Here is a 24,971-nt window from a genome sequence, read left to right on the forward strand (position 1 = left end):
CAATTAGAATATGAATACTCAAAGTAATACATATACATTTCTTTACGCCTCTATTTTGGTAGTAGTGGTTGCTGCGGTACTTTCTTTCACAGCATTACAACTGAAGCCACGGCAAAATAAAAATAGAGAGATAGAGAAAAAGCAATATATACTTAAAGCTGTGGATATATCCTCCACTCCGGAAGATGCAGAAGCTTTATACAAAAAATATATTGAAAAAGCATTTCTTGTTAATTCCCAAGGGAAGACTATTTCCGAAGATATGGATAAAGCGTTTGAAGTTGACCTAAAGGTTGAAAATGCTAAGGCTTTAAAAAACAGGGAGCTTCCTGTTTTTATTTTTGAAAAAGAAGGAGTTGGCGAAAAAATAATTCTGCCTATACGTGGTAAAGGTATGTGGGGACCTATTTGGGGTTTTATTTCCATGGATACAGATGGGAAAACAATTTACGGTGCTATATTCGACCATAAGGGTGAAACTCCAGGCTTGGGAGCTGAAATTGCAAAACCTGCATTTCAGAAACCTTTTGCTGGAAAACAAATTTTTGATGAGCAAGGAACTTTTACATCTTTGGCTTTGAGAAAAGGAACTGCCTCTGGTCATGTTCACCAATTTGATGCTGTATCAGGTGGTACGGTTACTTCCAAAGGACTCGAAAAAATGCTTCGGGACAACCTTGGAAGTTATGAAAAGTTTTTAAAATCCTTAAATTAAGCACGAGATGAGCGATAAAGAACCATTATTCTCCGCTAAGAACAGAAAGTTATTAACTAATCCGTTGAGTGCCGAAAATCCTATAACGGTACAGGTACTCGGTATCTGTTCAGCCTTGGCTATTACTGCAAAATTAGAACCAGCTATAGTAATGTCACTATCAGTTATGGCAGTTACAGCACTTGCGAATGTGATAGTTTCATTATTAAGAAATACTATTCCTTCACGAATTAGAATTATTGTACAACTAGTTGTGGTGGCTGCACTTGTTATTGTGGTTGACCAGGTACTAAAGGCTTTTGCCTATAATGTTAGTAAACAACTATCCGTTTTTGTCGGTTTGATTATTACAAATTGTATTATCATGGGTAGACTTGAGGCATTTGCTTTGGGAAATAAACCTTGGCCAGCCTTCCTTGATGGTATTGGTAATGGTGCTGGTTACGGTGTAATTTTAATTATTGTAGCATTTTTCAGGGAGTTGTTGGGATCTGGAACCTTATACGGTTTTCATGTGATTCCGAAAGTTTTATATGATATGGGTTATCAAAACAATGGATTGATGATTCTACCTCCAATGGCCTTGATTACCTTAGGTATCATTATCTGGGTTCACAGATCAAGAAACAAAGGTTTAATTGAGTCTAATTAATTGAAAAGAAATATCAAAACATGGAAAATCTGATTAATATATTTATCAAGTCGATTTTTATCGACAATATGGTATTTGCGTACTTCCTTGGAATGTGTTCGTTTCTGGCAGTTTCTAAAACTGTTAAAACATCAATGGGACTTGGAATTGCAGTTGTTTTTGTATTAGGAATTACTGTGCCAGTGGACTATTTGTTGAACAAATACATTCTGGAGTCAGGTGCACTTACTTGGTTTGACAGTTCATTTGCAAATGTAGATTTAAGCTTCTTAAGCTTTATCATGTTTATTGCAGTTATTGCTTCCATGGTACAGTTAGTTGAAATGATCGTTGAAAAGTTTGCTCCGGCCTTATATTCTACTCTAGGAATTTTTCTACCATTAATTGCTGTAAACTGTGCAATTTTGGGAGGATCCCTTTTCATGCAAGAAAGAGGTTATAATACCTTAGCCGAGGCTACTACTTATGGATTAGGATCAGGAATTGGATGGTTGCTAGCTATTGTAGGAATTTCTGCAATTCGCGAAAAAATCCGTTACTCTAATATTCCGGCCCCTTTAAGAGGTCTGGGGATTACTTTTATTGTAACTGGTTTGATGGGAATTGCCTTCATGAGCTTTATGGGCATAAAACTCTAAGCGGATAAAGAAATAAGGTAAATTGAAATTTTAAAATTTAACCGGAATAAAGATGATATTATCAACAATACAAGGTACAGTAATTGAAACAAGTATTATAGTATTTTTGCTTGTAATACTCGTACTGGTTTCCATACTATTATACGCAAAAAAGAAGCTTACCCCATCTGGAGAAGTAACGATTGACATAAATAATGGAGACCAAAAAATGGTTGTAGAACCAGGAAGTAGTCTATTAGGAACTTTGGGAGCTCAAAAAATATTTTTACCATCGGCATGTGGTGGTGGTGGAACTTGCGGAATGTGTAAATGTCAAGTACATTCGGGAGCAGGATCGATATTACCGACAGAGATAGGCTTTTTCACTCGCAAGGAGGCTCAAAACGATTGGCGACTTGCTTGTCAAGTGAAAGTGAAAGAAGACTTGGAAATGTCTATCCCTCAAGAAATCCTTGGTATTAAAAAATGGGAATGTGAAGTGGTGTCCAATCACAATGTGGCAACTTTTATTAAAGAGTTCGTTGTGAAATTGCCAGAAGGAGAAAACCTGGATTTCAAATCAGGAGGTTATATTCAAATTGATGTTCCTAAAATTGAGGTTGACTTCAAGGATATGATCATTGAAGAGGAGTATCTATCAGATTGGGAAAAGTTCAAATTATTCGATTTGAAAATGAAGAATCCCGAGCCTACATACAGAGCATATTCTATGGCTAATCACCCAGCAGAAGGGAATATTGTAATGCTGAATATTCGTATTGCAACGCCACCTTTCGATAGAGTTCGCGGTGGATGGATGAATGTGAATCCTGGAATTTGTTCCTCATTTGTTTTCTCACGTAAGCCGGGAGATAAGGTTACTGTTTCAGGCCCTTATGGAGAATTCTTTATTAAAGAAACCAATAACGAGATGATGTTTATTGGTGGTGGTGCTGGTATGGCTCCAATGCGTTCTCATATTTTCCACATGTTCCACACTGTGAAAACAGGTAGAAAAGCTACTTTCTGGTATGGTGCACGTTCCTTAAAAGAAGTATTCTATGCGGATCAATTTGACGCTATTGCGGAGAAATTTCCAAATTTCGAATGGCATTTGGCACTTTCAGAGCCACTTCCAGAGGATAATTGGGAAGGACCAACTGGTTTCATACATCAGGTGATTTACGATAATTATCTTTGTAAACATGATGAACCTGAGGATATTGAATATTACTTGTGTGGACCGCCAATGATGAATTCAGCTATTAATAATATGCTGTACGAATTAGGTGTTCCAGAAGAAATGATTGCATTCGATGATTTTGGATCCTAACTAATAAAAAAACAAGCCTCGGTCATCTGTATCGAGGCTTGTTTTTTAGTAGCCTGATCTAAATTTGTAATCATGTATTACATGAAAAGGTATGATATTTCTCTTGCTAATTAAGCTCGCATTAGATTAAAAGAAATTACTGTCATAACAAAATCCTATTTAATTGATCAAATTATAGAACTATACTACATATGAAGAATAGATTGCTTATAGCAAGTTTACTTGTCTCTTTTTTCCTAATATCTTGCCAGAAACCTGAAGCAAATTATCACTTTAATCAGGGAAAAGTTTTTGGTACTTTTTATCACATCATATATAAATATCCTAATAAGGATTTGAAAGATGAAATAATGGAAAAATTGAAACAGTTTGATTTTTCTCTTTCTACTTATAATCCTGAATCAATTATTTCTAAGGTGAATCAAAATGATTCAAGTGTAGTATTGGATCATTACTTTCTAAAGGTTTTTCAAAAGAGCAAGGAGGTTGCAGAGATTACTGACGGCGCTTTTGACTGGACTGTTGCACCTTTGGTAAATGCGTGGGGATTTGGGTTTAAAAATAAATTAGATCCTGATAAGATACCGGTTGATAGTCTTTTGAAGATTGTAGGCTATAATAAAGTTCATTTGGAAAATGGAAAGGTTGTGAAAGAAGATCCCCGAATAATGTTTGATGCTAGTGCTATTGCAAAAGGCTATGGGGTAGATGTGGTGGCTGAGTTTTTGGAATCAAAAGGGATACGTAATTATATGGTTGAGATTGGTGGGGAAATTAGAGCCAAAGGGAAAAGCGATAAAGACCGAATCTGGCGAGTCGGAATTGACAAGCCGATTGATGATCCAAGTAGTTTGTCCAGGCAAATTCAAGATGTTATTACCATTGGAAATGGAGCGATGGCAACATCTGGTAACTATAGACAATTTTATCTGAAAGATGGGATTAAATACGCTCATACAATCGATCCAAGATTAGGTTATCCAGTCCAACACAGTTTACTTTCTGCCTCCGTTTTAGCTCCGGATTGCATGACTGCTGACGCATATGCAACTGCTTTTATGGTACTAGGTTTAGATAAGAGTTTGAAAATTGTAGAGAAAGATTCTTTATTGGATGCTTATTTTATTTACTCAGATAAGGATGGAATTCTGAAGATTAAAATGACTGGAAATTTAAAGGATAGGATTTTAGAATAGAAAAAACTTAGCTAAATAGCTATTTGCGAATCCTTCTGTTTGAATGCATATTCTCCCTGAGTAGGAGATATAGTTCTAATTTTTGGATAATTTATTTTACCTCACAATTGTCTTTTTCATCCTCGTTACATGCGCAAGAACTGCAAGTACCACTTGTGAATTTTGCATTTTTATCAAACAGCAATTTAATGCCAAATCCTAAAAAAGCAATCAAAAGCAGAAATAAAGACAGAAGTAATATTTTTAGAAAAACCATCATCGTTTTTTAAGTATTAAGAAATAAAACTACTTTGTTATGAATACGCTCGGGAGGTATTAATTTTTTTGTAGTTTACAAACTTTCAAATTCTTTATCTATAATTGTTAGTTGCTTAAGGTGTATTGTCTTATTCACCTTAAGTTGTTCCATTTTATCTTGTGAAGTAGCACAAGCGATTCCTCTTTTTTTTAAATCCTTATTTGCACCAATATGTAGTTCAGGAAAACGTCCATTTTTCTTTATTAATATGGATATGGCAAATCCTGCAAAAGCAATTCCAAGAATCACCACAGTTAATAATAAAACTTTAATAATCATCCGTATATTTAATTTTAATTCCTTACAAAGATATCAATTCAGTCTTGCATTGCAAAATAATTAAAGAATTACGGGTCTTAAATACTTTGAGTAAATCTTCTTATTTAGAATAATTCTTGCTAAATTTACTATTGAAAAACGCAGATTTATTCTGTTAAACAAAACACACTAACTTATTCAGGACTTTAAACGAATTGGGGGATTCTTTTTAGGTTCGGCAAATATTAAAAATATGTCAGAAACATTAAGGGAAAACAGGGAAGTAAAGGATGAACATTTATCTTTTGATGATTTTACTTCCGAAGTCCTGGAAGACTATCGAATTGCTAATATGAGTCGTCAATTGAGCATCTTCGGTCGCAAGGAAGTGTTGACCGGAAAGGCTAAATTTGGAATTTTTGGGGATGGTAAGGAAATTGCTCAAATCGCTATGGCAAAATCTTTTAAAGAAGGAGACTGGCGTTCTGGATATTATAGAGATCAGACATTCATGCTTGCTGCAGGATTGCTATCACCTGAGGAATTTTTTGCACAATTGTTTGGCGAAACACAATTGGATAAAAATCCGGCGAACGGTGGTCGTTTAATGAATAATCACTACGCTACGCGTAGTTTGAATGCAGATGGGAGTTGGAAAGATCTTACTAAACAGAAAAATTCATCTGCAGATATTTCTCCAACAGCAGGGCAAATGCCGCGACTAGTAGGTTTGGCTTATGCTTCCAAACTCTTTAGGGAAAATAAAGAGTTGCATAATTATAGTGGGTTTTCTGATAAAGGAAATGAGGTTGCTTTTGGTACTATTGGTGATTCAAGTACTTCTGAAGGGCACTTTTGGGAAGCTATTAATGCTGCAGGGGTTCTGAGAATACCAATGGCCATGAGTGTATGGGATGATGGTTGGGGAATTTCAGTACCTAACAAGTACCAAACTACTAAATCAAATATATCTGAAGTTCTTAAAGGTTTTGAACAAGATGAAAAGGGAGATGGTTACCTAATTTACCGAGCTAAGGGATGGGATTATCCTGGGCTTTGCAAAATGTATATGGAAGGAGTTAACTTATGTCGTAAAGATCATATTCCGGTTCTATTTCATGTTTCAGAAATGACTCAGCCTTTAGGTCATTCTACATCTGGTTCTCACGAACGTTATAAAAATAAGGAACGTTTGGACTGGGAAATAGAATATGATCCAATTGGAAAAATGAGGGAGTGGATTCTTTCCATGGAGTTAACAGATGAAAAGACTTTGGATGGAATTGAGACGGCTGCCTTAGAAGAAGTGAAAAGAGCACGACTAGCGGCATGGAAATCCTATAGTGATCCTATTAAAAAGGAGAGAGAGGATTTGATTCGTTTGGTAACTAAGGCCGACTGCGATTGTCAGAAAACAGATAGGATAGATGAGATTGTTCAAAACCTGAAGAAAGTGATCCATCCAGTTCGTAAGGATAATGTTAGTGCCGCTAAAAAGATATTACGACATATATGCAGTTCCTGTGCCAGTTTCAAACCGTTAAAATCGCAATTACAGGAATGGTTAAAGCAAGCTTTGTTGGAGAATGAGGAACGATATAGTAGTTTGTTGTATAGTGAAACAGAATCTTGTGTTCAAAAGATTAAGCCCATAGTACCGCAATATAATTCTGATTCAAAAATTGTAAATGGAAGAGAAGTTTTGCGGGACAATTTTGATAAATTATTCGCTAAATATCCGCTATTACTCACTTTTGGAGAAGACACTGGTTTTATTGGAGGTGTTAATCAAAGTTTAGAGGGAATGCAGGATAAGTATGGTAAGCTTCGTGTTAGTGATACAGGAATTCGGGAAGCTACCATTTTAGGACAAGGTATAGGGTTGGCTTTGCGTGGATTAAGACCCATTGCTGAAATTCAATATTTCGATTATTTATTATATGCCTTACAGACAATGAGTGATGATTTGGCAACCCTTCAGTATAGAACAAAAGGAGGACAAAGAGCCCCTGTTATTATCCGTACCAGAGGTCATCGATTAGAAGGTATTTGGCATTCTGGCTCACCGCTTAGTATGGTTATCAACTCTATCAGAGGCGTAAATGTTTGTGTTCCCAGAAATATGACAAAGGCGGCTGGATTTTATAATACGCTTTTAGAATCAGACGAACCAGCATTGGTAATTGAACCGCTAAACGGATATCGTTTAAAAGAAAAATTACCGGAAAATTTAGGGGAATTTAAAACGCCTCTAGGTATACCCGAAATTTTAGAGGAAGGTAATGATATTACTTTGGTTACCTATGGTTCTTGTGTTCGAATAGCCGAAGATGCCGTAAAACAATTGAAGGACTTTGATATTTCAGTAGAATTAATTGATGTTCAGACCTTATTACCTTTTGATGTTAATCAGATGATTGTGGAATCCGTTAAGAAGACGAATCGTATTGTGTTCTTTGATGAAGATGTTCCTGGTGGATCTTCGGCATTTATGATGCAGAAAGTTTTAGAGGAACAGAAAGCTTATTATCATTTAGATTCTGAACCGAGAACGATAACTGCTAAAGATCATAGACCAGCATATGGAACAGATGGTGATTATTTCTCTAATCCAAATGCAGAAGATGTATTTGAAGTGATTTATGAAATTCTTCGAGAAACAAATCCACAAAAATTTCCTCCTATTTATAAGGATTAAGTTTCCTAAAATAAGTAGTGTAACTTGAAAAATATATCCGTAATGTAAATATTGCGGATATTTTTTATCTGTTTGTCACCCCAAATACAATCTTAGTTGTTATATATAAGTTCGAGTGGATCAAAATAGGGGAGAAGCTTGAATAGTTTAGTTGGTGATAGTTGGGTGCAATGTGGTAATTCTAATCAACGTCACAATTCTAAAGGGCTCCAAAATATACGAGCCAATAGCCATCTTTACGGAGATGGCTATTCTTTTTTTATTAATATTGATATATTTCGTCTGTATTTTCTTCCTGCAAATTGCATGGGTTTTTTTGCGTCCTACATTTTCTTCCTGCAGGTTGCATGAGCTTTTCTATATGCTCCTTTTTATTTCTCAGGATTACAGATATTTATTTTCAACTATGCTTTTTCCGAAAAATTTTACGAGAAGAAAGAGTATTATAAATCCTATAGGAATTAATATCCAGGATGAAATACCATATGCTGCAGGCAACAAACCTGAAATAATTGCAATTATACCAACTGTAAGCGCATATGGTAATTGTGTTCGAACGTGCTCTATATGATTGCAGGAACTCGCAAGGGAACTAAGAATTGTTGTATCAGAAATTGGCGAACTGTGATCACCAAGAACTGATCCTGCTAAAATTGCGGATACTGTAATATAGAAAATATTCATAGCTTGAAGATCATCCATTCCTGCAGCATGACATACCGTCCAGGAGGCTGGCAATATGAGTGGATATAATATAGCCATGGTTCCCCATGAAGAGCCTGTTGAAAAGGCAATAAGTGCAGAGAGTATGAAGGTGAAAGTGGGGACTAATTGTGGCGAAATATTGGTTGCTACGAGTGAATTTGAAATGAAATTAGCAGTATGCATATCCTTTGTAATATCAGCAAGAGCCCATGCCAATATTAAAATAATAATTGCAGTTAACATTGTTTTAAATCCATTCATCAATGCTTCTACGGATTTTTGTAAGCTTAAAATACCTTGTCCCACACTTAAGGCTATTGCTACTAATACGGCACTTAATGAAGCCCAAAGAAGAGCCAAATAGGAGTCCGATTCACCAATGATAAAAGCCAGTTTTTTACTGAATTCCATATTGGGGTTGGACCATACGCTAGCATCCCAACCTGTGTAGATTAATCCGACGAAAGTTCCAAAAATAACTATAAAAACAGGAATTGCAGCATTGTACCATCGTGTTGGTATATTGGCTGAAATTTCCATTTCCTTTAATTCGGACATTTTAGCAATATTATTCGTTTTATCCGGAATTGAAGAATTGGTTCTACATTTTTGCTCAGCCTTGTACATCGGGCCGTAGTCTTTTTTCTGAAAAATCAACATTAAGATGAAGAAGAGTGTAAAAAAAGAATAGAATCTCGTGGGCAGCGAGTTCAGAAAAATACTATAAGGACTTTCAGTGACATTGATTTGTGTGGCTGCTGATTGTATATAGCTTAATTCAATACCAATCCAGGTAGTAATCATTGCTATCGAAGCAACGGGAGCAGCTGTAGAATCGACAATATATGCTAATTTTTCTCGCGAAATTCTTAATCGATCAGCAACTGGGCGCATAGTATTTCCTACCACTAGAGTGTTCGCATAGTCATCAAAAAATATTAAAACTCCCAATAGCCAGGTAATGAATTGACCAGATTGGGCATTATGAGCATATTTTGACAATTTATTTACGATTCCCTGCATTCCTCCATTTTGAGTGATAAGATTCACCATTGCGCCGATAAGCATTGAAAACACAATTATGGAAATATGTCCGGAATCTGTCAGAGAACTAATTATATAGGTGTCTGAAATGGCAAAAATAGCTTTAAAAAAAGCTATGAAAATCGAAATTCCCTGATAGCTGTAAATGATAAATGTACCAGAAAAAATACCAATAAAAAGGGCGGAAAAAACTTCCTTAAAGAGGAGAGCCATTAATATAGCAATCAGTGGAGGAACTATGGATAACCATAATGGAATTGGTGAAACATTATTCGTTTCAATCAAATCATCAATTTGAATAATAAGATTTTCTTTGTTGTGAAAGGTATATGGAATTACAATTTGCTTCTTGCCAATTTCCCCATTTACTTTTACTCCATTGATTTCGATATTTAATCCTTCGATCTTAGAGAGGTCTACATTAGAATGAATTATTATTTGTGATTCAATATCCGCAATAATAATTTTGGGTAATTCTATCCTAAAATCATCATTTACTTTGTTTTTTGAATTGGCTCTTGATGTAAAGGATGAGGTGAAAATTGTTGTAAATAATATTGCGAGAAGTAGAGTCCTATGCATAAAATGAAAGATTTTAGGAGCATTAAATATACAAAATTTGTTTAGTTATATATCCTAAGGATATGATTAATAAAGCTTTTATTTTGCGATGGAATATTTGAAATCTGTTTGTATCTGATAGCCTATTGGAGCTTAGATAGGGTTTGATACTAGATCAATACAAACATAAAAAAAGCAAATTGAAATGTTTTTTAGAATTATTCTGTTATTCGTACATTCGAGTTCTGATAAATAAAATCTTTTTTTTCCTCATCAATTTTGATTATTTTGGAAAGTAGAATTAAATAGATAAAGAGTGGATAAATCATCAAATTTATTTCGAATTGAACATGAAAATTTCAAACCGGAAAAAGGAAAAGTATTAATAGCGGAGCCTTTTTTGGAAGGGAAATATTTTAAGCGTTCGATTGTACTATTGGCAGAATATAACGAGGATGGAGCCGTTGGCTTTGTTTTAAATAAGCCAATAAATCTTACAGTTGATGAGGTGCTAGTTAATATTTCTCACTTTGATGGTGATGTTTTTATTGGTGGTCCTGTTGATACTAATAGAATATACTATATACATACTATACCTGAGTTGATTCCGAATAGTATTCCTATAATTGACAATCTATATTGGGGAGGTGATTTTTCTGTTTTAAAGGAATTAATAGAGAGGGGAAATGTCTTAGCTCATCAAATAAGATTTTTTGTTGGTTATTCAGGATGGAGTGCCGGGCAATTGCAGCAGGAAATATTAGGAAATTCATGGTTGGTTAGTCAACTTAAGGTGGAGGAAATTATGAGTCCGTACATAGAAAATTTATGGGAAAAATCACTTAGACAGATGGGAGGTAAATATATGATGTGGGCTAACTTTCCGGAAAATCCCAGTTTAAACTAATCTTCTTATTGAGGAGGAAACTCAAATGTGTTTTGATTAAGTCGATCAACCAATAATTTGGAGGTTTTGTTAAAATATCTTCGCTCGTTAAAGGCTACAATCCAACGAATTCCAGAGATGGAATTTGTTAGAAATATTTCATCCGCTTCCAAAAGTTGTTTTGGCTTAATCAAACAATCGTCATAAATTGTAAGTTTCAAATCTATTGCAGTCTCAATTACCTTTTCTCTCATAATTCCTGCAACAGAACCACTTTCCAGTGAAGGAGTCATTAAAATATTGTCTTTCACCAAGAATAGATTGGAACTAATGCTCTCTACAAGATTTCCTCTATCATTTAATAATAAGCAATCATCCCAATTCATTTTAGTTTTATAATTTGCAGCCATAATAAACGGTAACGCATTACCGGTTTTGAAGGATGAAATGATACTGGGAGATTTTTTGATAGCCTCATATATTCCAATTTTAAGACCTTTACGATTAATTTGATAATAAGGATTATCCAGAGGCGATGTCTCGATTAAGTAAGAAACTGTATTTTTTGTGGGTGTGTAAAATCCTCCATCATTTCTAAATACACTAAGGCGAATTCTAGTTCCGGAAAAAGCCTTATTTTTCTGAATCAAGTAATTAATATTTTTCTCAATAGTACTTTTAAAGTCATTAGGAATTAGCATTCCTATAATTTGCATTCCATTCATTAATCTGTTTAAATGCTCATAGAGAAATTGAATATCAGTACCATTAGCATGGATTGTTTCAAATAAGGAATCACCATAGCGAAAGGCGCGATTTTCTGCACCCCACAAAGAGGTGTCAGATGGATATAAATTTCCGTTATAATATATATATTTAATAGAAGGCATACTTAAATTTCTCCTTTTATAATTTTATCGCAATAGGAACTGATATTTTCATTTGGATTTATTTTTATTCCTTTGATTCCTGCCGCTTTAGCTGATTCAATATCCCTCTCACTATCCCCGATCATATAGGATAGATCTTTATTGATGTGGAAATCATTTAATGCTTGTTGAATAAAAAATGGGCTTGGTTTTCTGCATTTACAGGGTGCTATAGAATCATGATGGGGACACATATAAATTTTTTCAATTCGAATAGATTCTTTATTAAGTATTTCTAAAAGATGTTGATGCAGAATATGAACATCTTTTTTAGTGTAAATCCCTTTGGCAATTCCTCCTTGATTGGTAACAATAAATAGTAGATATCCATTATCCGAAAACTTTTTTAAAGAGGAAATAATACCTTCATTTATTACAAAATCTTTAATTTGGTAAATGTAGTAATGGCCAATATCTGAATTGATTACGCCATCACGATCAAGAAATATTGCTTTTTGCATGTACTAGAAATTGAGAATATGATGCAAAAATAGCTGAAATAATTGTGGTTTGATGATTATAGGAAAAAGAAATCCAAATAAGGCACCATAAAAATGGGCACTGTGGCCAATGTTATCTATATTTTTTTTACTCATATAATAGGAATAATATAGATATAAAATCGCAAATATAATTCCGGGTATTGGAATCAAAAACATGAAATAAATCTTCTCCAATGGGGCAAAAAATATTGTTGCAAATACAATGGCGGAGATAGCTCCGGAAGCTCCAACAGCATTATAATGATAATGGTCCCGATGTTTTCTTAAATCATATAAAGTTGAGAAAATAAGAGCCCCGAAGTAGAGAATGAAAAAATAAGGAACACCTGCAACACCAAAATAGTAGTTGAAATAGTTCTCCAATGCTTCTCCAAAAAAATACAGCACAACCATATTAACGAGTAAATGGTCCCAGTTTGCATGTAGAAATCCATAGGTTATAATTCGATACCATTGATTTCTTTTAAGAATTTGATAGGCGTTAAATTGATATTTATATAGCAACTCAACCTTTTTAAATGCCATTACTGAGGCTATTACAGTTATTACTATAATTATAATTGTCATAATCTGTGTTTAAAAGGCTTCGATTAGTTTAACTATCAAAGCAGATTTTCCAGAATTATATCCTGCTGCCCGAGTTTTTATACGATTTGGAGTAATTCCTTTATTTATTAAGAAAGCCGCAGCATTTTTAGCTCGTTTCATCGATAGTATTCTATTCTCTTTTCTTCCTTTGTCTGAATGTGTATATCCTATAATTTCAATAGCTACGTGAGGATTCACTTGTAAAAGGCCTGCTAAATTTTCCAATTCATTAATAGTCGATTTTTCCAGATCAGCGGATTCATTTTTGAATTCAGAACCATAAAGTTCCATATTCTGATTTTTGTTAAATCGTTGAAGTTCTATTTGTTCAAATTTATCAGACTTATATTTGTAATTTCTGAGCACTTTTGTAAAATAACCTTCTTTTTGAATAATGATATTATATGACTTACTAGGGTCAATTCTGATTTCAAAATCCCCATACTTATCAGATCTGCTAAAACTATTGATATTATAGGATATATTGACAATATCTATACTCGCATTTTCAATAGAACGAGCTGAAAATTGATCAATAATATTTCCTTTTAATGGCATCCATTTGGTTGGTTCCATCAGAATATTTAATTGTGCAGGAGCCGAATTATTATCTGAAGCAAAGTAAAGGATCCTCTTTGTTTTATAACCTGGCTTATTAATGATTAAACTATAATTTTTTCCTTTAAATATTTTAAAAGTGAAGAACCCTTTTGTATCAGTGCTATCTGTTTTTTCTTTGGATAAATTATCCATCAAACTTACCTGAACATTTTCGAGACTTTCTCTATTCGTGCTTTTAACAATTCTTCCTTTAAGATGATCCACCATATCCTTGTTTTCGTGGAATTCAAAAATATCATCATTGTTATTGCGGTTAGACGAAAAATATCCTAATTCTTTATTTTTATCAACTAGATATCCAAAATCATCTTTCGAAGAGTTAAAAGGAGGACCTAAATTTACTGGATAAGTCCATTGGTTTTGTTGGAAGATGGTTTTGAAAATATCTAATCCCCCAAACCCTATATGACCGTCGGAAGCAAAATACAGATAACCATCCTCTGCAATGAATGGGAACATTTCATTACCCGAAGTATTTACATTGGGACCTAAATTAATGGGGTAACTCCATGAAAACCCAAGTTTATGACATACATAAATGTCAGTTCCACCATATCCGCCGGACATATTAGAAATAAGATAAAGATCCCTTCCGTCAGAAGAAATACATGGATGTCCAATGGAATAGTTTTGTCCAGAGAACTGAAAAAGTTCTGGCTTATCCCAGTTTTCTCCGTTAAATCTGGCGGTATAAATATTTAATTCTGATTTACCTTCGAGATTTAAATTTCCTTTATTTCTCGTGAAATAGATGAATTTATTGTTTTTTGTAAAACATGCAGGACCTTCATGATATTTAGTATTTAGTCCTTTGTCAAATGGTACTGGAGGCAAAAATTTATTTCCTTCTTTTTTTGAATAATAGAGATCCAGATAATATTCACCAGTTCTTCCATCAATTTGTTTGGAGCTTTCATTTTTTCTACCAGAAACGAACACAATGCCATTTTTATAAATGGCTGAAGCAAAATCAGATTGGGGAGAATTGATATTTAATGAATTTGTAGTGTAAAATTTATTATCCTCCAATTCGTTAATCAGATTACAAGATAATATTAGATTAGATACAAGTTTATTTTTTGGGTGGATATTAGCATATTTTTTAAACCAAATTTTAGCTTTCTCATAATTGTTTTCTCTTTTCAGAAGATTAGCATACATCAAATAGTCATCGGGAATTACTTTAGGATCCGTAACAATTTTATTCATTAATTGGATGGCTAGTCTATCCTTATTGGTTGCAATATAACATCTAACTAATTTACGTTTTAGCTCAAAATTTTCATTGTTTGAAAGATATTTCTCGTAATAGCTTGAAGCTAGAGAGTATTCCTTATTGTCGTATAAGCGGTCGCCTTTTTGTATGAGTTGACTCTGGGCATATGAAGTGCTATGTCCAAAAAAAGAAAATATAACAACAAACAGAAAATATATACTTTGTTTCCTATTCATGAGTATTAAAAATATCGTGGTGATGTAATCTGGCTCTTCTTCAAAGAAAGATTGTAATTTAGTATTATTTCATGATTAGTAAAGCCTTTTGACCTATATTTTCCGAAAGATTTTTCATAAGAATAGGAGAAACGAAGCTTAGGATTCAATTGATAGCCAATGAGAGCAGCCCAAGAATCATCAGATCTGTAGCCCATACCTATGGAAACACCACTTTCATGAATAAAATCAAAGTTCATGTTCATATTAGTAGAGGAAGAATAGGAGGAAGTCAAAAGAAGAGAAGGAACAAAATTAATTTCGTTGTTGATAGGTAAATTGATTCCGGCACCTAGAAAAAAGTGGATTTGTTTTACATCAAAAGTTAAATTATTAGATAATCCCTCTGTTGAAGGCTGATTATTTGACAATAGGCGCGGTGCAGAGAAGCTAATAAAGTATTCGGGAGTGTAATAATATAAACCGATTCCAAAATTGCTCACCCAAGTAGAGATGTCTTGGGAAGGAAAAGCAGGATCGTTTGGCGAAGGGAAATTAGGATCAAAACGTGTTAAATTAGTCCATTTAATTTGTTTGTTTACAAAACCGGCTTGCACTCCAAGAGAGAGGATACCGTTATAACTTACCTGAAAATGGTATGCGTAGTTTAAGAAGATTGCGTTATCCTGTTGGATACCAAATTTATTGTTGTAAAAGATTGCACCAAGCCCAAAGTTAGTATAGTTTACAGGAGCTTGAACTGACACTAAGGCAGTTTCCGGTGACCCTTCAATACCAACCCATTGATTACGGTAGGCAATTACTGCTTCCATAAATCTACTCGTTCCAGCGTAGGCTGGATTATAGAATAATCGATTATAATTGTAATTGGAAAAGCGAAGGTTTTCCTGTGCCATAACTGATGAAATGGAAAACTGATAACATATCCAAAATATTAAAATTTTGATTAATCGATTCATTATTAGTATTTAACAACAATATAACCACTCTTAACATACTCCTTATCTTTTATTATTAGCTTGAAAAAGTATGTTCCTTTAGGTAGCTTGTCCCCAGGTCCTAATTTCACACCTGCATTATTATAACTACCGTCCCAGGCAGACTGATTGTCGTAGTTCTTTTTCTCATAGACTTTTGTTCCCCATCTGGAGAATACTATAAATTCATTTTCAGGATAGTTTTCTATTCCTTTAATAAAAAATCTATCATTCTTTCCGTCATTGTTTGGTGAAAAGGAGGATGGAATGAAAAGTTTCACTTGATTTGGATTCAGAACGTTCACTAAAATTAAAGCATTGTCGCATTTATCGTTCTTGCAAATCTGATAATAGATCGTATCCGTGCCATAACTTAGTTCATAAGGATAATATACCATTAAGGTATTATTCTCAATTAAATAGGCTTTTCCATATTGATCTGTTTGTCGAGTAATACTACTTTCCAATTGATCTGCATTTGTAAACTGATCATTTTTCAGGAAATTTATTTCAATATAGACAACTTCATTTGTTAGACTTTGATTGGTTATTGAAACCGTATCATTACGAGCAATTGGAGTTTCAGAATTTTGTCCAAAGCCATTCAAATGACCTAACAAAAGACCAATAAATAACAGATAATTGGGTAGAATAAATCTCATATTCGGGATTTGTGTGCAATTTATATTTAACAACTTTAACCTGTTGCTAATGGAGAATTTTAAATATAAGTTCTTTTAATAGCTCTCCATGATTCGTCCCTGCGTCACTAAATCCTTTAGACCTTAAATCATACTCTCGCAAAAGTTCAATAATAGAAACCAGTTTTTTTGCACTGTAATTTCTGGCAGCAAGTTTATAATCTTTAACGAAATATGGATTAATACGCAAGCTTGAAGCAACAAGTTTTTCGTTTGTTTTATTCTTGATAAAATAATACTTCAAAACTTTGGAGAAATACGAGTGCAGAAGGGCAATGGTTACAACCATTGGATTATTTTTTTCATTTGTAGAGAAATAGTTTATGATTTGATTGGCTTTGAATACATCTTTTCTACCCAACGCATTTTGTAGTTCAAAGTTGTTGTAATCTTTAGATATTCCAATATTTTTCTCAATATCTTCGGCAGTAATAATTTTGCTGCTTGATATATTTATGCTTAGTTTTTCTAAAGCATTCGTAATTTTCCCGAGATCATTTCCTAAAAATTCTGTTAACAAGAAACAAGCTTTCGGATCAATTTGAAAATTCTGATTCTTGACATAGCTTTTTATCCAATCTGGAATTTTATTGTCATATATTTTCTTCGATTCGAAAAGAATTCCATTCTGGGCAATTTCTTTTGGGAAATTTTTTCTTTTATCTAGGCTTTTGTATTTATAGTTTATGACAAGTATTGTCGACTCTAAAGGATTCTTGACATAAGAAGATAGTTGTTCGATGTTCTTAATACTTTGAGCTTCTCGAACGACAACGACCTGCCTTTCCGCCATCATCGGAAATCTTCTAGCTGCAGTAATAATCGTTCCTATATCAGTATCTTTTCCATACAAAATAGTTTGATTAAAGTCACGTTCAGTGGTAGCTAAAGCATTGTCGAGAATGTAATTTGTTATCTGATCGATAAAAAAACTTTCTTCACCCATTAAAAAATAAATAGGGGAATAGTGTTTTCTTTTCAGATCTTGCAATATGTTTTCAAAAGTCATAATCTATCTAAATGGACTTAAAATCTTAAATGTTTCACAGACTTACGGTTGTGCATAATTTCTTTCAATGCATCAATTCCAATTTGAAGATGTTCTTCCACATATTTATTGGTTACGATTGTATCACTTTTATCTGTTTTCACGCCTTCCGAAATCATGGGTTGATCAGATACTAATAATAGTGCCCCAGCAGGAATCCCATTATAAAAACCAACTGTGAAAATTGTGGCTGTTTCCATATCAATAGCCATTGCCCTTGTTTTACTCAGATATTTTTTAAATCGCTCGTCATACTCCCAAACTCTTTTGTTTGTTGTAAATACCGTTCCAGTATAATAATCTTTATTCTTATTTGAAATTACTTGAGAAACAGCCATTTGAAGGCTATAGGCCGGAAGAGCAGGAACCTCTGGCGGCAGATAGTCATTAGATGTTCCTTCACTACGGATAGCGGCTATTGGAAGAATCAAATCGCCTAATTTATTTTTGCGTTTTAAGCCACCACATTTACCAAGAAAAAGAACTCCCTTTGGTTTTATTGCACTTAGCAGATCTAATACGGTTGCAGCATTTGGACTTCCCATTCCAAAATTGATAATAGTTATTCCGTTGGCAGAAGCATTTGGCATTGCTTTATCTTCTCCAAGAATAGTAACTTGATGCCACTCAGCAAATAATTCTACGTAATGATTAAAATTAGTGAGGAGTATATAAGGTGTAAAATCAGAAAGCTCTCTGCCTGTATATCTTGTTAACCAGTTTTTTACAATTTCTTCTTTAGTTTTCATAAAATTGATGCAATTTAAAATCAGGAATAATCTTGTACCTTTAGGGTTTTAGACAGAATTTATGGAAAATTTAAATTTACCAACTTATTCCTTCAAAATAAAATCAGATCTGCAAAGAAAGTTAATTTTTGATAGTATTCGAAAGAAGTATGTTGTACTAACACCGGAAGAGTGGGTAAGACAAAATTTCATCAGGTTTTTAGTGGAAGAAAAATCTTATCCTGAGTCCTTGATCGCCATTGAAAAAAAAGTGGATGTAAACCTACTTCCTCAACGAAGTGATATTGTATTATACAATCAAAATGCTAATCCGATAATGATTGTAGAGTGCAAAGCCTTCAGAGTAAAAATCACGCAGGATGTATTTAATCAGATTGCACGCTATAATATGAAATTGAAGGTTCCCTATTTAGTAGTAACTAATGGTTTACATCATTACTGTTGTGAAATGGATTACGAGCAGAAAACTTACAGGTTTATACCGGATATTCCCATTTATCAATTGGTTAAAAATCGGTGATATTGATTTTTTGAAGTAAATATTCATCTAACCATCCTTCTCTAGTTTTTATCCAATCTTTTTTTATTCCGATAATTTCAAAACCGCCATTTTGAAATAGTTTTATACTATTCTCATTTTCAGAAGTGATATTGCAATAAAGCTGATGAATTTGTAATACACTGAAAGCATAGTTGCAAAGTATTGACAAGGCTTTAGTAGCATATCCTTTGTTTTGATGTTCCTTATTATGAATTAAAATACCAATGCCAGCTCTGCGGTGAAAGGGATCAAAGTCAAATAAATCAATTAATCCAACCGGTATATTATCATTCTTCTTTTCAATTACTAATCTTAATTGTTTGGCTTCAAAAATATCAAGATGAGAAGTTTCTAAATATTGTTTCAAAACAAAAATAGAAAATGGCTTGAGCGTATTACTAACCTCCCAGATAGAAGAATCATTCTCCCAATTATATAAAAGATTTAGATCTGTTGGTTCTAAGGCTCTTAAGCGAATATTTCTATCTTCCAGGATTTGCATGTTAATGTTGATTGTACCATTTTATTTCACGGGTAAATGCATCTAAATAACCTTTTTTTATTACAAACGGTAAGCTGTTTTTTGCATTCGATAAGTTAGAGAATTTTTGATAGGTATACCTGGATAATCCATCCTTACCCTTATATAAATTCATATTTTCTATTCCCAAATTATTGAAATAATTCAAAGGCCTGAAATTTCGTAATGCCATAACTTGAATTGTATAGTAATTAGAGGAATTGATTAATTCTTTATTAGGCAATTGTTCTCCCTTTAATGATTTTCGAACAAATGCATCCCAGTAGCCTTTTTTAAGAGCAGTGCCCAGATCTAGAATTGCTTCATTTTTTGTGTGATAATTACCATAGGTGTATCGGTATAAGCCAGTATGGTCAATAAAAACCTGAACATTCCCCAGATCATTAAAATAGTTTAATGGTTTAGGATTTCGAAGTGCCATAACCTGAATGGTGTAATTGGCTTGTTCTGAATATTGCATTCCGGAGTAGAGCAATTGATCGTTAATAACAGTTCTTACAAAAGCATCCCAGTATCCCATTCTAATCAGGCGCTTCATTTCATTAATAGCTTTACGGTAAGAAGTGAATTTTTTATAAGTGTACCGTGTCATTCCATCCATACCATTAAAAACTTTTACATTATCGAGGTTGTCAAAAAATTCAGCCTCAATAGGTAGATGCAATGCCATTATCTGAATAGTATAATAAGTTTCACCTCCTGATTTTTCTTGAACCAATTGATCTTTCTCTAAGATTCTGATATTTGTGAAATTAAAGCCTTTTTTTGCAATAATTTTCTGAATTTTAGATGCTTCCTTATAATTTTTGAATTTACCATAGGTGTAATGGTAACGCTTATCAGGGCCAACACTTTCAATAACGCCATCTAATTTTTCAAAAAGTTCAGGTTTGGGAGCATTAAAATTCCCCAGATCCAAAGTGAAGGCAAGATTTCGAGATGCTATTGCTTTTATCTGAGACTTCGGCTGGTTAGGAATGGATTTCTTTTTCCATATTTTAACCTTATCTTTTGAAGCCTGCTCTTTTTGTGAAATTATAGGTTTTTCTTCTTGTACTTCTTCGATCTTCTTATCAGAAACAACAGGTGTCACTACAGGAATAATTCCACTATCGGGAATAACCACAGGGGCATTGACTGTATCTTCCTTTTTTGGTATTACTTTTTCTGGAACTGCTATTGGAGGCGCTTTAAATTCTCTGTTCTCGGGGATGCTATCAACTTTAGATAGTGTCGAATTTACTTCATTCAGTTTACTCTCTTCAAAATTAATCAATTCCATACTTTGAGGGTAGTCCGACTCATATTTCGATCTTAATGTTAAAGGAAGAAGTGTAATTACGCTATGATTTTCTTTGTTGGCGAATTCCGGTGGAATATTTAGTGTTGTACGTAAGGTTCTAAATCCTTCAGCAACTATCTCAATTTTATATTTTTTCCCGGCATCAACAATAAAAAGGAATTTCCCTGTTGCTGAGTTCGGATTGTAAATTCCTATTGTCTGACCATTTCTGCTAACAGTTATTTTTGAATTTGGCACAGGTTTACCATCTGAAGTAACTACTTTCCCTTTCAGCACAAATAATCCAACCTCATCAGCATTCGGAGTTTTCACCAGAAAAATATCTGTTCGACCTACGCTTCCTTTTCGGTAAGATGCAAAATAGGCTCTTTTACCATCAGCAGTTGGTGTATAATAGATATCATCATCCGTTGAGTTAATCGGGTAGCCAATATTTTTAGGAGATGTCCATCTTCCTTTAATATTTACACTTTTAAAGATGTCCAAGCCTCCCATTGTTTTATGACCGGCAGAACTAAAATAAAGGGTCTTGCCATCGGGATGAATAAAAGGAGCATCATCATCATATTCTGTATTTATTGCCGGGCCCAAATTTCTTGCCTTACCCCATTTCCCATTAGGTAATTTTGTAACTGTGTAAATATCCATTCCGCCAAATCCCCCAGGTCTGTCGCTAGAGAAATAAATTGTTCTGGCATCTGCTGAAATGGAGATGTGACTTTCCTTACTTTTTGAATTAATATTAGGTCCAAGTTTTCGAGGTGCAGACCACCTACTTCCATTAAGATGACTAACATAGATATCGCCACCTTCGGATTCCTTTTTACTAAAATAACCTGCTTTGTAGATATATAGTTCTTGTCCATCTGCTGAAATAGAGATGGAGGCATCATGATCGTTAGTATTAAGTTCGGAAATCCCCACAGGATCTGTCCAAATTCCATTTATTCGATGGGTGATGTAAATATCCTCAAAGTACTGACCATCAATATCAATTTTGCCGCCAGTACCTTTTCTTCTGGAAGTGAAAACCATAGTACTTTCGTCTGCGGTTATGCCAGGACTATGTTCTGCATATTCCGTATTTATCTTGTTTCCTAGATTGGTAATAGATATATCAATGGGATTTTTAATCAATTCGAGGCCATTTTTGCACATGTTTATTTCTCGCTGGATTTCATTCCGAAAGGCTATGTTTTGCGGAGAAATAATTTGCAATAAATCTCTATATACTTTTAAAGCATCCCGAAACTGATAGTTGGTATGATAAGCTTTTGCAAGGTTGAAATAAACATCAAGCGAGACATTATTCTTTGAACTGGTATATTGGATTGCCTTCTCGATTAATCCAACTGATTTTTCTTTTTGTGAAGAAATATTTAAATAACACAAACCTAGTTTGAAATTTAAGTCAGCATTGCGTGATGCTTTATCAAGCAGTTCTTTGTATATAATTGCTGCCTTAGAATAATTACGATTTGCAAGAAGTTGTTCTGCAAGTTGATACTTTCTATGTGAAGTTATTTTTTGCTTTTTTGAACTAGCATAAAGTGTATAAGAACTAGATATCCCTATGAAAATAGAGAAGATCACCACAAAAAAAGCCTTTGAAGCAAAAGCTAGATTTTTTGTCGATTTAGGGTTTTCCGGGCAGTTAATATGGATTAAATTAATTAACAATAACTAAATATAATAGATAAGAGTTAAATATCAATAGAGAATCGTCTTAAAAATCAAAATTGTTAATAAAATTTTAATTTCTCAGAGTTTCAAAATCTTTTCTAAAAGTAAGAAACATAAACACAATTTATGGACAAAATAAATAAAATTGTGTCATTTTTTGAGTAATTGGTTACAGAATAGCATAAAAAAACCACTGAACGGGGTTCAATGGTTAAAATTTCATATTAGTTTGATTTTATATGCTTCGTGTTATGTCAAAATTCTCTAGATATTCTGCCACTCGTTTGAGGAACATACCTCCTAAAGCACCATCAACCACCCGATGATCGTAGGAGAGAGAAAGGACCATAATATTTCGAATGCCAATAGTATCTCCTTGAGGTGTTTCTATAACCGCCGGTTTCTTTTTAATAGCACCAACCGCTAATATGGCTACTTCTGGTTGATTGATAATTGGTGTTCCTGTGGTGCTTCCAAAAGCACCTAAATTAGTAATAGTAAAAGTGCTGCCCTGAATTTCATCTGGTTGGAGTTTATTCGTACGTGCCCGGTTTGCTAAGTCATTTACTTTTTTAGTAATTCCAATCAGATTTTTTTCATCAGCATCCTTGATAACAGGAACAATTAAATTACCACTTGGTAAAGCAGTTGCTATACCAACATTGATGAATTTTTTACGAATGATTTTATCTCCATCTACAGAAACATTTACCATTGGATAATCTTTCAATGCTTTGGCAACTGCTTCTACAAAAATGGGAGTGAAGGTAAGTTTTTGATTTTCCTTTTTTAGAAAATCCTCTTTTACCTTATTTCTCCATTGTACTAAAGCTGTAACATCTACATCAACAAAGGAAGTAACGTGTGGCGAAACCTGTTTAGATTTCAACATGTATTGTGCAATTAGTTTGCGCATTCTATCCATTTCAATGATTTCCACATTATCTCCTGTATAGGATGTTATTCCTACTTGGGGTGCAGGGATAGTTTTTTTAACAATTGGATCCTCCTGAATATTTTCTGTTGAACCCTGTTTTGTATTCTCGATATATTGAAGAATATCTTTTTTGGTTATTCTATTGCCTTCACCAGATCCTGTAATTTGATTTAATACTTCGGCGCTTATATTTTCTTTCTGCGCAATGGTTCGTACCAAAGGAGAGATAAAAGTTCCATTTTCAGTTTTACTTGTAAGTTGTGAGGTACTACTTGCTGGAGTAGAGGGAAGAGGTATATCTATCTTTATTGCAATTGGTTCTTCCGTTTTGGTTGTTTCTTCCATAACAGTTTCTGGAACATCCTCTCCTTCGGTGGCAAGGATTGCGATAACATCACCAACTTGGGCTACTTCGCCTTCCTTGAATAAGAATTTTGCAATTTTACCACTTTGAGGGGCAGGTATTTCCGAATCTACTTTATCGGTAGCAATTTCAAGGATAGATTCTTCCTCTTCTACAAAATCACCCTCCTTTTTCAAAAACTGGGTAATGGTAGCTTCGGTGATTCCTTCGCCCATTGCAGGAAGTAGGATTTCTATTTTTGCCATGTTTATGTTTTTTTTTGATTGTGTTTATTTAGTCTAAATACAACGCGAAATTAATAAATTTAAAGAAAAAGACAAACGTATCCGAAGTTGTTTAAATGGGCAACAATACTATAATTAGGCTTGTAGGTTTTGATCAAATAACGTTCTGTGAGTGATCGATCTTCCTAAAGTTATTTCATCGGTATATTCCAATTCATCTCCGATGGAAACACCGCGTGCAATGGTTGTGATTTTTGCCTCAAAGGTTTGTAGTTTTTTATATAAATAGAAATTAGTTGTATCCCCTTCCATAGTAGTGCTTAAAGCTAGAATTACTTCATCGATAGAGGATTCCTGTACTTTTTTTATTAAAGGTTCAATCTGTAAATCACTTGGGCCAATACCATCCATAGGTGAAATTATTCCTCCTAACACATGATAAATGCCATGATATTGTTGGGTTCGTTCGATTGACATTACATCACGAATGCTTTCTACCACACAAATGGTTTTATGATCTCTCTTTGGATTTGCACAAATGTCACAGATTTCAGTATCTGATATATTGTAACAAGAGGAGCAATGCTTAATTTCATCCCTTAATTGAATAATGGAAGATCCAAAAAGATGAACATCCTCTTTGGGTTGATTGAGTAAATGCAAAACCAAACGGAGTGCAGTTTTTCTACCAATACCAGGAAGTTTTGCAAATTCTGCAACCGCATGTTCAAGTAATTTAGAAGGGAAATTGATATAGCTCATTTTTATGATTTGATTCTTTGTGTAAATCAAAAGTAGCAAAATAGCATGAAAAAAGAGAATAGACTCTTATTTGCAACTATATTTC

General features: G+C 33.9%; 22 protein-coding genes. 8 read left to right on the top strand and 14 right to left on the bottom strand.

All coding sequences use genetic code 11. The features are described from left to right. The first annotated feature begins 10 nt into the window (after positions 1-10). The 5 genes from nqrC to DLK05_RS14035 all read left to right on the top strand — a co-directional run bounded on the left by nqrC (position 11) and on the right by DLK05_RS14035 (position 4,513). Positions 11-715, top strand: a complete 705-nt coding sequence (gene nqrC, locus DLK05_RS14015; RefSeq protein ID WP_127344638.1) for an NADH:ubiquinone reductase (Na(+)-transporting) subunit C — start codon at positions 11-13, stop codon at positions 713-715. Positions 716-722: 7 nt separating this feature from the next. Then, complete coding sequence (locus tag DLK05_RS14020; protein WP_127344639.1) at positions 723-1,367, top strand: NADH:ubiquinone reductase (Na(+)-transporting) subunit D; 645 nt, start codon at positions 723-725, stop codon at positions 1,365-1,367. A 20-nt stretch (positions 1,368-1,387) separates the two neighbouring features. Then, complete coding sequence (nqrE, locus tag DLK05_RS14025; protein WP_127344640.1) at positions 1,388-2,005, top strand: NADH:ubiquinone reductase (Na(+)-transporting) subunit E; 618 nt, start codon at positions 1,388-1,390, stop codon at positions 2,003-2,005. A gap of 52 nt (positions 2,006-2,057) precedes the next feature. Further along, entirely contained in the window at positions 2,058-3,317 is a 1,260-nt protein-coding gene (gene nqrF / locus DLK05_RS14030) for an NADH:ubiquinone reductase (Na(+)-transporting) subunit F (RefSeq protein WP_127344641.1), read from the top strand. Between the two features lie 191 nt (positions 3,318-3,508). Continuing rightward, positions 3,509-4,513: an FAD:protein FMN transferase gene (locus DLK05_RS14035; protein WP_127344642.1), complete on the top strand. Its 1,005-nt coding sequence runs from the start codon at positions 3,509-3,511 to the stop codon at positions 4,511-4,513. Between the two features lie 331 nt (positions 4,514-4,844). Here the strand turns inward: DLK05_RS14035 and DLK05_RS14040 are convergent, their stop codons facing one another. Further along, positions 4,845-5,090 (bottom strand): hypothetical protein, encoded by a 246-nt coding sequence (locus tag DLK05_RS14040; RefSeq protein ID WP_127344643.1) that lies wholly within the window; start codon positions 5,088-5,090, stop codon positions 4,845-4,847. Positions 5,091-5,322: 232 nt separating this feature from the next. Here DLK05_RS14040 and DLK05_RS14045 point away from each other — a divergent pair, with 232 nt between their 5' ends. Further along, a complete protein-coding gene (locus DLK05_RS14045; protein WP_127344644.1) occupies positions 5,323-7,767 on the top strand; it encodes an alpha-ketoacid dehydrogenase subunit alpha/beta in 2,445 nt (814 codons plus the stop codon). A 384-nt stretch (positions 7,768-8,151) separates the two neighbouring features. On the opposite strand, the gene DLK05_RS14050 is transcribed toward DLK05_RS14045, so the two are convergent. After that, the gene (locus DLK05_RS14050) at positions 8,152-10,098 is read right to left on the bottom strand and encodes a Na+/H+ antiporter NhaC family protein (protein WP_127344645.1); all 1,947 of its coding nucleotides are present in this window, start codon (positions 10,096-10,098) and stop codon (positions 8,152-8,154) included. A gap of 295 nt (positions 10,099-10,393) precedes the next feature. On the opposite strand from DLK05_RS14050, the gene DLK05_RS14055 reads away from it, so the two are divergent. After that, positions 10,394-10,984: a YqgE/AlgH family protein gene (locus tag DLK05_RS14055; protein ID WP_127344646.1), complete on the top strand. Its 591-nt coding sequence runs from the start codon at positions 10,394-10,396 to the stop codon at positions 10,982-10,984. A 5-nt stretch (positions 10,985-10,989) separates the two neighbouring features. Here the strand turns inward: DLK05_RS14055 and DLK05_RS14060 are convergent, their stop codons facing one another. The 8 genes from DLK05_RS14060 to DLK05_RS14095 form a co-directional block, all read right to left on the bottom strand. Next, entirely contained in the window at positions 10,990-11,853 is an 864-nt protein-coding gene (locus DLK05_RS14060) for an aminotransferase class IV (protein WP_127344647.1), read from the bottom strand. A gap of 2 nt (positions 11,854-11,855) precedes the next feature. After that, on the bottom strand, positions 11,856-12,353 hold the full coding sequence (locus DLK05_RS14065; RefSeq protein ID WP_127344648.1) for a D-glycero-alpha-D-manno-heptose-1,7-bisphosphate 7-phosphatase: 498 nt from the start codon (positions 12,351-12,353) through the stop codon (positions 11,856-11,858). Between the two features lie 3 nt (positions 12,354-12,356). Then, complete coding sequence (locus tag DLK05_RS14070; protein ID WP_209319888.1) at positions 12,357-12,962, bottom strand: rhomboid family intramembrane serine protease; 606 nt, start codon at positions 12,960-12,962, stop codon at positions 12,357-12,359. Between the two features lie 9 nt (positions 12,963-12,971). Further along, on the bottom strand, positions 12,972-15,056 hold the full coding sequence (locus DLK05_RS14075; protein WP_127344650.1) for an OmpA family protein: 2,085 nt from the start codon (positions 15,054-15,056) through the stop codon (positions 12,972-12,974). A 5-nt stretch (positions 15,057-15,061) separates the two neighbouring features. Then, positions 15,062-16,015 (bottom strand): PorP/SprF family type IX secretion system membrane protein, encoded by a 954-nt coding sequence (locus DLK05_RS14080; protein WP_127344651.1) that lies wholly within the window; start codon positions 16,013-16,015, stop codon positions 15,062-15,064. Between the two features lie 2 nt (positions 16,016-16,017). Beyond that, positions 16,018-16,695 (bottom strand): T9SS type B sorting domain-containing protein, encoded by a 678-nt coding sequence (locus DLK05_RS14085; RefSeq protein WP_127344652.1) that lies wholly within the window; start codon positions 16,693-16,695, stop codon positions 16,018-16,020. Positions 16,696-16,741: 46 nt separating this feature from the next. After that, positions 16,742-17,680 (bottom strand): DNA polymerase III subunit delta, encoded by a 939-nt coding sequence (gene holA / locus DLK05_RS14090; RefSeq protein ID WP_235832009.1) that lies wholly within the window; start codon positions 17,678-17,680, stop codon positions 16,742-16,744. An 80-nt stretch (positions 17,681-17,760) separates the two neighbouring features. Beyond that, positions 17,761-18,531 carry an AMP nucleosidase gene (locus DLK05_RS14095; protein ID WP_127344654.1) on the bottom strand — a complete coding sequence of 257 codons (771 nt, stop codon included), beginning with the start codon at positions 18,529-18,531 and terminating at the stop codon, positions 17,761-17,763. A 61-nt stretch (positions 18,532-18,592) separates the two neighbouring features. Here DLK05_RS14095 and DLK05_RS14100 point away from each other — a divergent pair, with 61 nt between their 5' ends. After that, on the top strand, positions 18,593-19,051 hold the full coding sequence (locus DLK05_RS14100) for a type I restriction enzyme HsdR N-terminal domain-containing protein (protein WP_127344655.1): 459 nt from the start codon (positions 18,593-18,595) through the stop codon (positions 19,049-19,051). On the opposite strand, the gene DLK05_RS14105 is transcribed toward DLK05_RS14100, so the two are convergent. The 4 genes from DLK05_RS14105 to recR all read right to left on the bottom strand — a co-directional run bounded on the left by DLK05_RS14105 (position 19,038) and on the right by recR (position 24,886). Then, a complete protein-coding gene (locus tag DLK05_RS14105) occupies positions 19,038-19,574 on the bottom strand; it encodes a GNAT family N-acetyltransferase (RefSeq protein ID WP_127344656.1) in 537 nt (178 codons plus the stop codon). The genes DLK05_RS14100 and DLK05_RS14105 overlap by 14 nt on opposite strands. A gap of 1 nt (position 19,575) precedes the next feature. After that, on the bottom strand, positions 19,576-22,512 hold the full coding sequence (locus DLK05_RS14110; RefSeq protein ID WP_148114108.1) for a PD40 domain-containing protein: 2,937 nt from the start codon (positions 22,510-22,512) through the stop codon (positions 19,576-19,578). A gap of 322 nt (positions 22,513-22,834) precedes the next feature. Further along, the gene (locus tag DLK05_RS14115; RefSeq protein ID WP_127344658.1) at positions 22,835-24,145 is read right to left on the bottom strand and encodes a dihydrolipoamide acetyltransferase family protein; all 1,311 of its coding nucleotides are present in this window, start codon (positions 24,143-24,145) and stop codon (positions 22,835-22,837) included. 114 nt (positions 24,146-24,259) lie between these two features. Next, positions 24,260-24,886: a recombination mediator RecR gene (recR, locus tag DLK05_RS14120; RefSeq protein WP_127344659.1), complete on the bottom strand. Its 627-nt coding sequence runs from the start codon at positions 24,884-24,886 to the stop codon at positions 24,260-24,262. Positions 24,887-24,971 lie beyond the last annotated feature (85 nt).

Source organism: Ancylomarina longa (assembly GCF_003996985.1).
GTDB classification, from domain to species: domain Bacteria; phylum Bacteroidota; class Bacteroidia; order Bacteroidales; family Marinifilaceae; genus Ancylomarina_A; species Ancylomarina_A longa.